Annotated in this window: 12 protein-coding genes; 9 read left to right on the plus strand and 3 right to left on the minus strand. The window is 72.7% G+C overall.

All coding sequences use genetic code 11. The annotated features are described in order from the left end of the window. Positions 1 to 343: 343 nt before the first annotated feature. Complete coding sequence (locus IFU19_RS11415) at positions 344 to 1,549, plus strand: MFS transporter (protein WP_192013894.1); 1,206 nt, start codon at positions 344 to 346, stop codon at positions 1,547 to 1,549. A 418-nt stretch (positions 1,550 to 1,967) separates the two neighbouring features. On the opposite strand, the gene IFU19_RS11420 is transcribed toward IFU19_RS11415, so the two are convergent. Next, complete coding sequence (locus IFU19_RS11420) at positions 1,968 to 2,372, minus strand: hypothetical protein (protein WP_055838046.1); 405 nt, start codon at positions 2,370 to 2,372, stop codon at positions 1,968 to 1,970. Positions 2,373 to 2,499: 127 nt separating this feature from the next. Here IFU19_RS11420 and IFU19_RS11425 point away from each other — a divergent pair, with 127 nt between their 5' ends. The 6 genes from IFU19_RS11425 to IFU19_RS11450 all read left to right on the plus strand — a co-directional run bounded on the left by IFU19_RS11425 (position 2,500) and on the right by IFU19_RS11450 (position 7,010). Continuing rightward, positions 2,500 to 3,252, plus strand: a complete 753-nt coding sequence (locus tag IFU19_RS11425) for an alpha/beta fold hydrolase (protein WP_191915680.1) — start codon at positions 2,500 to 2,502, stop codon at positions 3,250 to 3,252. Positions 3,253 to 3,358: 106 nt separating this feature from the next. Next, entirely contained in the window at positions 3,359 to 4,519 is a 1,161-nt protein-coding gene (locus IFU19_RS11430) for an acyl-CoA dehydrogenase family protein (protein ID WP_055838050.1), read from the plus strand. After that, entirely contained in the window at positions 4,519 to 5,793 is a 1,275-nt protein-coding gene (locus IFU19_RS11435) for a DUF445 domain-containing protein (protein ID WP_192013896.1), read from the plus strand. Before IFU19_RS11430 ends, IFU19_RS11435 begins: the two co-directional genes overlap by 1 nt. A gap of 211 nt (positions 5,794 to 6,004) precedes the next feature. After that, positions 6,005 to 6,355 carry a gamma-glutamylcyclotransferase gene (locus IFU19_RS11440; RefSeq protein ID WP_191915678.1) on the plus strand — a complete coding sequence of 117 codons (351 nt, stop codon included), beginning with the start codon at positions 6,005 to 6,007 and terminating at the stop codon, positions 6,353 to 6,355. Further along, a complete protein-coding gene (locus IFU19_RS11445; RefSeq protein WP_191915677.1) occupies positions 6,352 to 6,549 on the plus strand; it encodes a hypothetical protein in 198 nt (65 codons plus the stop codon). The genes IFU19_RS11440 and IFU19_RS11445 overlap by 4 nt, the downstream gene beginning before the upstream one ends. Continuing rightward, a complete protein-coding gene (locus IFU19_RS11450; RefSeq protein ID WP_070409597.1) occupies positions 6,546 to 7,010 on the plus strand; it encodes a SixA phosphatase family protein in 465 nt (154 codons plus the stop codon). Before IFU19_RS11445 ends, IFU19_RS11450 begins: the two co-directional genes overlap by 4 nt. 66 nt (positions 7,011 to 7,076) lie before the next feature. On the opposite strand, the gene hutH is transcribed toward IFU19_RS11450, so the two are convergent. Then, the gene (hutH, locus tag IFU19_RS11455) at positions 7,077 to 8,621 is read right to left on the minus strand and encodes a histidine ammonia-lyase (RefSeq protein WP_192013898.1); all 1,545 of its coding nucleotides are present in this window, start codon (positions 8,619 to 8,621) and stop codon (positions 7,077 to 7,079) included. A gap of 60 nt (positions 8,622 to 8,681) precedes the next feature. Here hutH and IFU19_RS11460 point away from each other — a divergent pair, with 60 nt between their 5' ends. After that, positions 8,682 to 9,455, plus strand: coding sequence for an IclR family transcriptional regulator (locus IFU19_RS11460; protein WP_192013900.1), 774 nt, complete (start codon positions 8,682 to 8,684; stop codon positions 9,453 to 9,455). Between the two features lie 427 nt (positions 9,456 to 9,882). On the opposite strand, the gene IFU19_RS11465 is transcribed toward IFU19_RS11460, so the two are convergent. Next, positions 9,883 to 10,893 carry a LacI family DNA-binding transcriptional regulator gene (locus IFU19_RS11465; RefSeq protein WP_192013902.1) on the minus strand — a complete coding sequence of 337 codons (1,011 nt, stop codon included), beginning with the start codon at positions 10,891 to 10,893 and terminating at the stop codon, positions 9,883 to 9,885. A gap of 187 nt (positions 10,894 to 11,080) precedes the next feature. Between IFU19_RS11465 and IFU19_RS11470 the strand changes: the two genes are divergently transcribed. Beyond that, positions 11,081 to 12,331, plus strand: a complete 1,251-nt coding sequence (locus IFU19_RS11470) for a sugar ABC transporter substrate-binding protein (RefSeq protein ID WP_192013904.1) — start codon at positions 11,081 to 11,083, stop codon at positions 12,329 to 12,331.

Below are 12,331 nucleotides of genomic sequence, written 5' to 3' on the forward strand. Positions count from 1 at the left end.
ATATGGGGACCGACATCGGAAGTCACCACAAGGGGTAGTAGTTACATCCGTGTGATTTTCCACCGTCTCTCCCCATGTACAACACAGGTTGTCCACGATTTCATCCACAGATCCCACTCCTCTCCGAAGCCGTTCGACCGGCGCGATTCCGCGGTTGTTAACAGCGGCGCGCCGACTTGTCCACAGATCGGACGCTAGCGAGGGGTTCCGACATTGCACAGGTCGGCCGATCCACCCTCCGGCGTGTCGCGGGCGTGTCGCCCCGGTGGGCCCTTCCCCCTCGTCGCCCGGGGTCGGAACACCTCCGTTCCCCGATGTCGGAGGGGGGAGATAGCGTTGTGCGGTGGCCGGCTACCGCGAACTCCTCCAGACCCCCGGCGTGGGTCGCATCATCGCCGCACAGTTGACGGCGCGTTTCCCCAACGGCATGACGAGCCTCGCCGTCCTTCTGCACATCGAGCACGTCACCGGCTCCTATGGGGCCGCGGGCCTGGTCCTCGCCGCGACCAGCATCGGGCAGGCCGTCGCCGGTCCCGTCACGAGCCGCTGGATGGGGATCTGGGGCATGCGCCGGGTGCTCTCGGTGACGCTCGTCGTGTGCGCCGCCGCCATCGCCACGCTCGCCCTGATCGAGATGCCCCTGCCCCTGTACATGGTCCTGGGCCTGGTCGCCGGCCTGTCGACTCCGCCGGTGCAGTCGGCCGTGCGCACCATCTACCCCAAGATGGTCCCGTCGAAGCAGCTCACTCCCCTGTACTCGCTCGACGCCTCCCTGCAAGAGATCATCTGGGTGCTCGCGCCCGTGCTCATCACCCTCGTGGCGACCCAGGTCGGCACCGTCCCCGGTCTGCTGCTCGTCGTCGTCATCCTGCTCGGTGGCGGTGCTTGGTTCATCCTCAGCCCCGAGGTCGGACGCGTGCGCATTCCGCGCAGCCGCCGCGGCCTCGGCCGGGTGCTCGGCAAGCCGCCGGTCGTTCTCGCGACGGCGACGGGGTTCCTGCTCATCGGCGCCTGCGCCGCGGTCGAGGCGGGTGTCGTGGCGACGTTCGACCACGGCGGCCTCGAGGCGGGACTCATCCTCGCCGTCTTCGCCGTCGGCAGCCTCGCGGGCGGGCTCTCGTTCGGCCACATCCCCATCGGTCCCTGGGCCATGGCCCGTCGCTTCGCGATCGTCGCGCTCGGACTCTCGCTCACCGTCTTCTCGCTCAACGCGTGGTGGATCGGCGCGACGCTCCTCGTCGCCGGCGCGGGCATCGCCCCGGCGCTCGCGGTGATGTTCGCGATGACCTCGGCGAGCGTGCGGTTCAGCGAGACCGCCGAGGCGTACGGCTGGATCAGCACGGGGCAGCTCATCGGAGCCGCCGCGGGCTCGGCCGTCGCCGGCTTCCTCGTCGACGGCATCGGCCCGCAGGGGGCCTACGTCGCCGCGGCCGCGTTCGCCGTCGCCGGGTTCATCGTCGCGGCGGTGTTCGTGCGCGGCTTCCCCGACCTGCGCCACCGCGACTCGAGCCCCATCCCCGACACCGAGCCTGTCGAGACCATCACCTGAGCCCGGATGCCGCATCCCCGGCATCCGTCGCCCTCACCGGCGCACGTTCACCCTGCCCGCGCGGGTCACGCATCCGGCGCGGGCTCCCCGGCCAGCGCGAGCTCCCCTGCCTGCGCCGACTCTCTGGCCCGCTCAGGTCTCGGCCGTCGCGAACTCCGCCTCCGGCGCGGGACGAAGGGAGGACCAGGGACGAAGGGAGGGCGAGACACCGGCATCCCCTCCTCCGTTCGTCCCTCACCCTCCGCTCGCCCCACACGCGAACGCCTGCACTCAAACGCACGGACGCAGCTCACCCGCACGCGAACACGCGCAACTCGACCGCACGCAATCCGCCCGCACGCGAAAGCCCCGCACCCAAACACCCACACGCGAACGCCCGCGCCCCACACACCCCCGCGTAGACGCCGCTACGCCGACGTCACTGCGTCCGCCGCAGCAGCTCCAACACGGCGAGCGCGTACGCGTCGGCCGGCTCGGGGTGGTCGAAGACGAGCGAGGCGCCCGCGACCGAGATCTCGACCTCGTAGGTGTCCGACAGTCGGCGCAGCGACCGGAAGGTCGCCCTCAGCAGCTCGCGCAGCTGCGACTCCGACGGCAGCCACAGCGCTTCCTCGGTGGCGACGGAGTCCAGCGCCCACTCCGTCGTGCCGTTGAATGCGAGGATGCGCCCGGTCGGATAGTCGCGGGGTTCGACGGTCATCTCGCTGACTGTGAAGACGTCGGCCTCGAACTCGGGCTCGTCGAGCTGGAAACGGTCGCCGGAGCGGGGATGCCACACCAATCCCGCCTCGCGCAGGGCCAGGGCCATCTCGGTCGAGATCATGGCATCCATTCTGGGGGCCGTCGCGCGATGCCGGGCCGAAGCGTGCACGCGGACGCGATCGATTCCCCCTGACGCCATGCGTCTCCGCGCGCTCCGGCGAGCGCGAGCGACGAGCAGAATGGATGCCATGACCTCCCCCGTCACCCTGCCCCGCCTGTCGTGGGGCGATCCCCGCGGACCGCGGGTGCTGCTCGCGCACGGTCTCGGCTCCGACGGCGCCCTGATGTGGCGGTACGCCTCGGCGTTGGCCGACGCGGGATGGCACGCCGTGGCCGTCGATCTGCGCGGACACGGTGACGCCCCGCGCACCCTCGACTACCGCATCGACGCGTACGCCGCCGACCTGTCGGGCACGGTGCCGGCGGGCGGGGGCGCGTGGGACGCGGTGGTCGGGCATTCCCTCGGCGGGGCGGCCGCCACGGTGGCCGCCGCGAACGACCGTTCGTGGACGCGTCGACTCGTGCTCGTCGACCCCGCGATCCGGTTGTCCGACGACGACCGCGCGATCGTCAGAGCGAGTCAGGAGCAGTCGTTCGCCGACCCGAGCGAAGAGGCCGTGCGCGCGGCGCATCCCACCTGGCATCCGATCGACGTGGAGCTGAAGGCGCGGGCGACGCGGCGCGCGAGCCGGTGGGCCGTCGAGCAGACGAGCACGCAGAACGACATCTGGGACGTCCGCGCGCAGGCCGCCGCCCTCGCTTTGCCGACGCGCATCATCGGCGCCGACCCCGCCGTGCACTCGATCTTCACCGGTGACCTGGCCGCCGAGGTCCTGCAGAACCCGGTCATCACCCTCGAGATCGTCGCGGGGGCGGGGCACTCACCTCACCGTGATCGCCCCGAGGCCGCGATCGCCGCCCTTCTCGCCGCGCTGGCGTGACAGGCCCCGGTGACGACGGCCGGAGCGGCGTCGGATCGTGCTGCAGCTTTCGGCACCCGCTGCCACCCCGCCCGCGATGTCGGCGCACCCGAGCAGAATGGATGCCATGACCCCGTTCGATCCGGCGCAGTACCTGCCCGATGACCTCCTCGCGCGCATCCGCGAGCGGGCCGTGGTGCACGACCGCGACAACACCTTTCCGCACGACGACCTCGACGAGCTGCGCGCGGCCGGGTATCTCGGCATCCTGGTGCCGGCGGAGCTCGGCGGCGCGGGACTGACCCTGGCCGACGCGTCGGTGCTGCAGCAGCGCCTGGCGGGGGCCGCCCCGGCGACCGCGCTCGCGATCAACATGCACCTGGTGTGGACCGGGGTGGCGAAGGTGCTGCGCGATCGTGGGATCGACGACCTCGAGTTCGTCCAGCGCGGGGCCGCCGCGGGCGAGGTGTTCGCCTTCGGCATCAGCGAGGCCGGCAACGACCTGGTGCTCTTCGGCAGCGACACCGACGCCGTCCCAGACGGCGACGGTGGGTATGCCTTCACCGGCACGAAGATCTTCACCTCGCTCTCGCCGGTGTGGACCCATCTGGGCGTCCACGGGCTCGACACCACGTCGCCCGACGCACCGAAGATGGTGTTCGCCTTCCTCGACCGTGACGAGGCCGTCGTCACCCGCGACGACTGGGACACCCTCGGCATGCGCGGAACGCAGAGCCGCACCACCGACCTGCGCCACGCCCGCGCATCGGCCGACCGCGTCGTGCGGCGCATCGATCCCGGACCGCAGCCCGACGCCCTCGTCTTCGGCATCTTCGCCGTCTTCGAGATCCTGCTCGCATCGGTCTACACGGGCATCGCCCGGCGCGCGCTCGACCTCGCGGTCGAGGCGGCGACGTCGAAGCGGTCGAAGAAGACGGGCACGACGTACGCGAACGACCCCGACATCCGTCGACGCGTCGCCGGAATGGCGATCGCCTACGAGGCGCTGCCCCCGCAGCTCGCCGCCCTGAGCGCCGACGTCGACGCGGTGGTCGACCACGGCTCCCGGTGGTTCTCGCTGCTGGCCGGCGTCAAGCACCGCGCCGTCACCATGGCCAAGTCGGTCGTCGACGATGCGGTCCTCGTCGCCGGCGGATCGGCGTACTTCTCGCGCACCGAGCTGAGCCGCCTCTACCGAGACGTCCTCGCCGGCATGTTCCATCCCTCCGATCCCGAATCGGCGCACTCCACCGCCGCCTCGGCCTGGCTCGGGCCGGTGACCGCGTGATGGCCCGCACCCCGTCGACCCTGCTCAGCCCGGCCGACCAGGAACGCCGCCGCGCGCTACGCGTGATGAAGGGCGTCGCCCTCGGTGCGCTGCTGGGCATGGCGGTCATCTTCGCGATCTCGTTCTCGCTGCAGCGCGAAATCGAGTGGATGCAGTACGTCCGCGCCGCGGCCGAGGGCGGAATGGTCGGTGCACTGGCCGACTGGTTCGCCGTCACGGCGCTGTTCCGGCATCCGCTGGGCCTTCCCATCCCCCACACCGCGATCATCCCCCGACGCAAGGACGAGATCGGCAAGCAGCTCGGCGAGTTCGTCGAGACCAACTTCCTCGAGGGCGACGTCGTGCGCACGAAGCTCGAGTCCACGCCGCTCGCCGCCCGCGCGGGAGCCTGGCTCGCCGAGCCCGCGCACGCCGACCGCCTCGCCGCCGAGGGCGCGACGCTCGCGACCAGCGTGCTCACGGCACTGAGCGACGACGACGTTCAGACGCTCATCGAAGACCTCGCCCGCGAGCACCTGCTCTCGCCCGACTGGGGCCCCTCGATCGGCGGGTGGCTCGAACGCGTCATCGGGTCGGGCGCCCACCACGGCGCCGTCGACCTCGCTCTCGACAACATCGCCGTGTGGCTCGGCAACAACCGCGAGGTCTTCGACGGCCTCGTCTCGCGCCGCATGCCGACGTGGGTGCCGAGCATGGCCACGCGACTCGTCGACGACACCGTCTACCGCGAGGCCGTGCAATTCGTCGACGCCGTGCGCGCCGACCCGCGGCACCAGGCTCGCGGGGCGATCGACGGCTACCTCCGCCGCCTCGCCGACAACCTGCAGCACGACCCCGCCACCATGGTGCGCCTCGAAGAGGCCAAGGCCTCGGTGTTCGACAGCCCGCGCGTGCGTCAACTCGCCGCCGATGCCTGGAACACCGCGAAGAGCGGACTGCTGCGCGCCCTCGCCGACCCCGAGAGCGCCCTGCGCCGCCGGGCCTCGGCCGCCCTCGCCGAGGTCGGGAGCCGCCTGCAGCACGACGAGACCCTGCAGAAGCGGGTGGACGGGTGGGTGACCGACGCCGCCGTGTTCGTCGTCGGGCGCTACCGCCACGACATCGCCTCGATCATCACCGACACCGTCGAACGGTGGGACGCCGAAGAGACGACCGAGAAGATCGAGCTCATGGTCGGTCGCGACCTGCAGTACATCCGCTTGAACGGCACGATCGTCGGCGCCCTCGCGGGCCTCGCGATCTTCACGATCGCCCACCTCGCATGGGGCTCGTGAGTGTCTCGTGTTGTCTCCCGGCAGCCCGGCGTGAGGCTCCGGCGGCGGGGCGGAGAGGGCCGTCGACTCGAGGCGGCCCGGCGCGAAGGTCCGGGAGCGGGGCCGCGACGGCCGTCCTCCGGCGGCGCGGCGCACAGCTCCGACGACCGTGCCGTGACGGCGATCGCGTCGCACCGCCCGTCGGGGTCACCGGGTGGGTAGCCTGGGGCGCGTGAGCGACGGTTCGGGGCTCGAGGTCCTCTTCACCTACGGCACGCTGCAGCTGCCCGACGTACAGCTCGACACGTTCGGCCGCCTCGTCGGCGGCGACGCAGACGCGCTTCCCGGATACCGCCTCGAGTGGACCGACATCGACGACGAGCGCGTCGCGCAGGTCTCGGGCCTCGACAAGCACCCGATCCTGCGGCACACGGGCGACGCGCACGATCGCGTGTTCGGTCGCGTCCTGACGTTGACCGCCGAGGAGCTCGACGCGGCCGACGAGTACGAGGTGTCGCTGTACCGCCGTGCCTCGGTCACCCTGGCGAGCGGCATCCGAGCATGGGTGTACGTGGCCGCATGAGCGCTCTGTCCCTGGGTCCGCTCCGGCCGCGCGCCGGCGACGTGTCCGTGCGCGCCGGCCGCACCGCGGGGCGACGACCCTCCCCCGCCTCACACCCCGGTGCCGCCAGCGCCGACACCGACCACGCCCGCACCGTGCGGCTTCCCGCGCTGTGCACGCTCGAACTCCTGCCCGGATTGGCGGAAAGACGATGATCCAACTCATCCTCGCGCGACACGCAAAATCGGACTGGGCCGACGAGGGCCTCGACGATCATGACCGCCCGCTCAACGACCGGGGACGCCGAGATGCGCCGGTCATGGCGCGCCGCGTGGTGCGTCAGGGCGTGCGCCCCGAGGTGCTGCTGTCGAGCACGGCACTGCGCGCCCGCCAGACCGCCGAGGCCTTCGGCCGGGCGTTCGAGGTCGACGTCGTCGAGCAGGCCGACCTGTACCTCGCCGACCCCGACCATCTGCTGGCCGCCGCCCGCGCCGCCGGCGTCGACGAGGTCATGGTGGTCGCCCACGACCCGGGCATGAGCGCGCTGGTGTCGCGCCTGGCTGATCGCGACGAGCGCATGGTCACGTGCGCCGTGGCCGTGTTCACCTGGCACGAAGGAACGTGGGACGACGTGGATGCCACCCCGCCCGACGAGTTCGAGCTGCTGACGCCCTGAGAGCCGCGGTCGGCCGCACCCGCGTACCCACCCGCCCTTCGCGCGGGGCACCTGCCGTCGTATCGGTCAGGCGCGACCTGATTCGATCCGCGCGAGGGCGGCCTCCGCAACGGCACCCGAGAGGACGAGGTCGGTGACGGCCTCGATCTCGGGAGAGACGAATCGGTCGGGTCCGGGGCCCGCGACCCGCGTGCGCACGAGGTCGCGCACGGCGCCGGTGGCGACCGCGGGGGCGAGCGGGGCGCGGAGGTCGAGGGCACGGCATCCGGTCATCACCTCGATGGCGAGCACACGGGCGAGCCCGTCGACGGCGCGACGGAGCTTGCGGGCACCGGCCCAGCCCATCGACACGTGGTCCTCCTGCATCGCGCTCGAGGGGATCGAATCGACCGACGCCGGCACGGCCAGGCGCTTGAGCTCCGAGACGATGCCCGCGGCGGCGTACTGCGCGATCATCAGGCCGCTGTCGACGCCCACCTCGTCGGCGAGGAACGGCGGCAGACCGTTGCTGCGGGCCACGTCGAGCGCGCGGTCGGTGCGTCGCTCCGACATGGATGCCACGTCGGCGACCGCGATGGCGAGGAAGTCCAGCACGTAGGCCACCGGGGCGCCGTGGAAGTTGCCGTTCGACTCGACGCGCCCATCGACGGTGACGACCGGGTTGTCGACGGCCGAGAGCAGCTCGCGGTCAGCGACGGCCGCCGCGTGCGCCACCGTGTCGCGGGCTGCGCCGTGCACCTGGGGCGCGCAGCGCAGCGAGTAGGCGTCCTGCACGCGCGTGCACTGCGGGCCCCGGTGGCTCGCGACGATCGGCGAGCCGGCGAGGAACGCCCGCAGGTTCGCCGCCGACGCGGCCTGACCGAGCTGGGGACGAAGAGCCATCAGGTCGGCGGCGAAGACGGCGTCGGTGCCCAACTGCGACTCGATCGAGATCGCGGCCGACACGTCGGCGGTCGTCAACAGCATGTCGATGTCGTGCAGGGCGAGCAGCAGCATGCCCAGCATGCCGTCGGTGCCGTTGATGAGGGCGAGCCCCTCTTTCTCGCGCAGGGCGAGCGGGGCGATGCCGGCAGCGGCGAGCGCCTCGGCGGCCGTCGTGGCGCGTCCTTCGCCGTCGCGCACCTCGCCCTCGCCCATGACCGCGAGCGCCACGTGCGACAGCGGGGCCAGGTCTCCCGAGCAGCCGAGCGAGCCGTACTCGCGCACCACCGGGGTGATGCCGGCGTTCAGCAGCGCCGCGTACGTCTCGACCACGGCGGGACGCACGCCCGTGCGCCCTGTCGCGAGGGTCTGCAGGCGCAGCAGCATCAGGGCGCGCACTACCTCGCGCTCGACCTCGGCGCCGGTGCCGGCGGCGTGCGAGCGGATGAGGCTGGCCTGCAGCTGGGCGCGCCGGTCCTCGGCGATGAACGTCGTCGCAAGGGCGCCGAAGCCCGTCGAGATGCCGTAGTGCGGCTGCGGGTCGTCGGCGAGCGCCTCGATGAGTGAGCGGCTGTCGGCGACCCGGCGCAGCGCCTCGGCGGCCACCTCGACGCGGGCGTCGTGACGGGCGACGGCGACGACGTCGCGGGGGGCGAGGGGGGTGGATCCGACGGTGACGCTCGAGTTCATGCCCTGATTCGATCGCGGCGGGGGCCCCGCGTGGCGGGGATCTGGCATCCTGTGTCTGTCATGCCAGACATTCCCGCCCCGCAGGTTCCCGCCGCCGACCAGACGCTGCGGATCCTCTCGCTGCTCGCGCGCCAGCCCGGGCCGGTCGCCGCGCAGACGATCGCGACCACGCTCGGCATCCCCCGATCGAGCACGTACCACCTGCTCGCCACCCTCGAGCAGCACGGGTACGTGGTGCACCTGCCCGGCGACCGGCGCTGGGGGCTCGGCACCGCGGCCTTCGAACTCGGCGGCGGCTACGCCCGGCAGCAGCCGCTCGCGCGCCTCGGGCGCCCGCTGCTCGCCGCCCTGTCGGACCGCGTCGGCGAGAGCGCGCACCTCGCCGTGCTCACCGGGCGCGACGTGCTGTACATCGTCGAGGAGCGCGCCCCGCGCCGCCCCGCGCTGGTGACCGACGTCGGGGTGCGCCTGCCCGCGCACCTCACCGCGACGGGACGCGCGATGCTCGCCGCCCTCCCGCGCGAGCAGGTGAGGGCGTCGTTCCCGGATGCCACGGCCCTGACGCAGCGGCACGGTCTCGGTCCCGCGACCCCGCGCGCGCTGCGCGAGATGCTGCGCGACGTGCGCGCCGCCGGGTTCGCGAGCGAAGACGGCGAGGTCACCCCCGGGTTCCGTTCGGTGGCCGCGGCCGTGCGGGATCACACCGGGTGGCCCGCCGCTGCCGTGGCGCTCACCTGGCCGGCCGAGGGCGCGGAGCGCGACGCCGCCGCCCTCGCCGAGGCCGCCTCGGCGACGGCGGCGGAGCTGTCCCGCCGGATCGGCCGACCCGGCTGAGGCCCGCCGCCCCGCCTCCCGGCCCGGCCCGCGCGAGTCCCGCCGCCGCGAGTCCGGCCGCCGCCCGCCGTCCCGCCCCGCACGACGCAAACGCTGTTGAGTGTCCAAGACACGCCGCACCCCGCCCCGCCCGGACGGCGTGTCTCGGACACTCAACGGGGTCGTGTCCGCAGCGGTCACGCCGCAGCGCGGGCGAAGCGAGGCACGCCGCCGCGCGCCGTCCCGCCCGCCCGGCCGACGCACGCCCCGTTGAGTGTCCAAGACACGCCGCACCCCGCGCCTCCCGAACGGCGTGTCTCGGACACTCAACGGTCCGAGCGTCGGCGCCGCCGCGGGCCGGGCCGGGCGTCCGCACCGCCGCGGACCGGGCGGACGCGTCCGCGCCACCGCAGCCCGGGCGCCCACGCCGCGGAACCCGCCCCACGTCTCAGCGCACGACGAGCCGCGGCTCCACCAGCACGTGCGCGGCGCCGGCGACGGCCGCGCGGGGGGCGACGATGGTGCCGTTCTCGCCCATGAGCAGGTCGAGGGCTCCGGATGCCACCCGCTCGGGGAGCTGCTCGACGCTCGACAGCCCGAGAGCCTCGACCGCCGGGGTGTTGTCGAAGCCGACGATGACGAGGTCGTCGCGCCCGGCGACGCTGGCGGCCAGATGGGCGCCGATCGCCAGGGAGTCGCTCGCGCAGACGATCGCGCCGATGCCGGGGGTGTCCGCCAGCCCCGCGGCGACGGCGTCGCGGGCTGCGGCGACGTTCTCTTCGACCGTCCACCGCACCGGCTGGCGCCCGGCGTCGGCGACGGCCTCGCGCCAGCCTCGCTCGCGTTCGTCGCCGGTGCCCGACCCGCGGGGCCAGCCGAGGAACGCCACCGGTCCCGCTCCGTGCTCGAGGGCGTGTCGCGTGGCGGCGCGGGTGCCCGCCGCGCCGTCGACGTCGACCCACAGGTGCGCGGGGGCTTCGACGTCGTCTTCTCCCCAGGGGCGACCGAACGAGACGAAGGGGAGGTTCCGCGCCGTCAGCCACCCGGTGCGGGGATCGCCGTGGAACGTTCCGGTCACCACGACGGCGTCGACCTCGCCACCTTCGAGCAGGTCGCCGAGGCGCGCGATCTCTTCTTCCGGGGTGCGCGCGGCGTAGAGCAGGACGCGCATGTCGCGCTCTCCCGCCCGTTCGGTGAGGGCATGCACGAAACGGTCGAGCACGACGCCCGAGATCCCCCCGGCATAGGGATCGAGGTGGATGCCGATGGTCGAGCTGCGGCGCGTGCGCAGACGCCGGGCCGCGGCGTGCGGCCGGTAGCCGAGCTCGGCGATCGCGGCCTCCACGCGCAGCCGTGTCGATTCGCGCACGATGTCGGGGGTGTTCACGACGTTCGAGACGGTCTGGCGCGAGACGCCCGCGACACGGGCGACGTCGTCGACGGTGGGCGCCTTCGCCATGCGACCCCCTCGCTCGTCGATTCGGGCGGACCGACGCCGTCCAGACCGTCAGCCTAAGCCGCGCGACAACCGCTTGACAGACGCCGCTCCCCCTCCTTACCGTAGTCGCACCACAGTTTGAACGTTCAAACTCTGGCCCTCCGAGCACCACGGAGGGGTCGCATGCCTCATCGAAGGAGAGAGACACATGACACGGCACACTCCCATCCGCCGCGCGCGCACCTGGCTCGGCGCCGGCGCTCTGCTGGCCACCGGCGCCCTCGCGCTGACTGCCTGCGGCTCGGGCTTTTCCGACACCCCCGGCGAGAACCAGGCGTCCGGCAGCGGAAAGCTCAGCCTGCTCATCGGCTCCTCGGGCGACGCCGAGACGAAGGCCGTCACCGACGCCGTCGCCGCCTGGAGCGAGCAGTCCGGCGTCGAGGCCGAGGTGCAGACCGCCAACGACCTGCCCCAGCAGCTGTCGCAGGGCTTCGCCGCCGGTTCCCCGCCCGACCTCTTCTACCTCGCGCCCGAGGCCCTCGCGGGCTACGCCGCCAACGGCTCGATCGCGGCCTACGGCGACGACCTGGCCAACAAAAACGACTTCTATTCCTCGCTGGTCGACAACTTCACCGTCGACGGCACCTTCTACTGCGCACCCAAGGACTTCTCGACGCTCGCGCTGATCATCAACGCCGATCTGTGGTCGGCCGCCGGTCTCACGGATGCCGACATCCCCACGACGTGGGACGAATTGGCATCCGTCGCGCAGCGCCTCACGGTCGACGGCCGCGTCGGACTCGCGTTCGGCGCCGAGTACCAGCGCGTCGGCGCCTTCATGGCGCAAGCGGGCGGCGGCCTCGTCACCGACGGGCAGGCCACGGCCGACAGCCCCGAGAACGTCGAGGCATTGACCTACGTCAAGACGCACCTGAACGACGGCACCTTCGCCTTCGCGTCCGACGTGGGCGCGGGCTGGGGCGGCGAGGCGCTCGGCACCCAGAAGGCCGCGATGGTCATCGAGGGCAACTGGATCACCGGCGCGATGTCGGCCGACTACCCCGACGTGAACTACACCGTCGCCGAGCTTCCCGCCGGCCCCGGCGGCAAGGGCACCCTCCAGTTCACCAACTGCTGGGGCATGGCCGCCGACGGCGGCAATCAGGAGCAGGCCCGGTCGCTCGTGGAGTACCTCACCGGCACCGACCAGCAGCTGGCGTTCTCGCAGGCCTTCGGCCCGATGCCCTCGATCCAGTCCGCCGCCGACGCGTGGACGAGCGCGAACCCGACGCTGACGGCGTTCCTCGCCGGCGCCGAGTACGCCCAGTTCCCGCCGAACATGGCGGGCGCGGCCGACGTCATCACCGACTTCAACGCCCAGCTCGAGTCGCTGAAGACCGGCGACCCGCAGGCGCTGCTGCAGACGGCGCAGTCCAACCTCGAGGCCATCGTCAAGTAA

The sequence above is a fragment of the Microbacterium sp. CFBP 8794 genome, assembly GCF_014841235.1.
GTDB lineage: Bacteria > Actinomycetota > Actinomycetes > Actinomycetales > Microbacteriaceae > Microbacterium.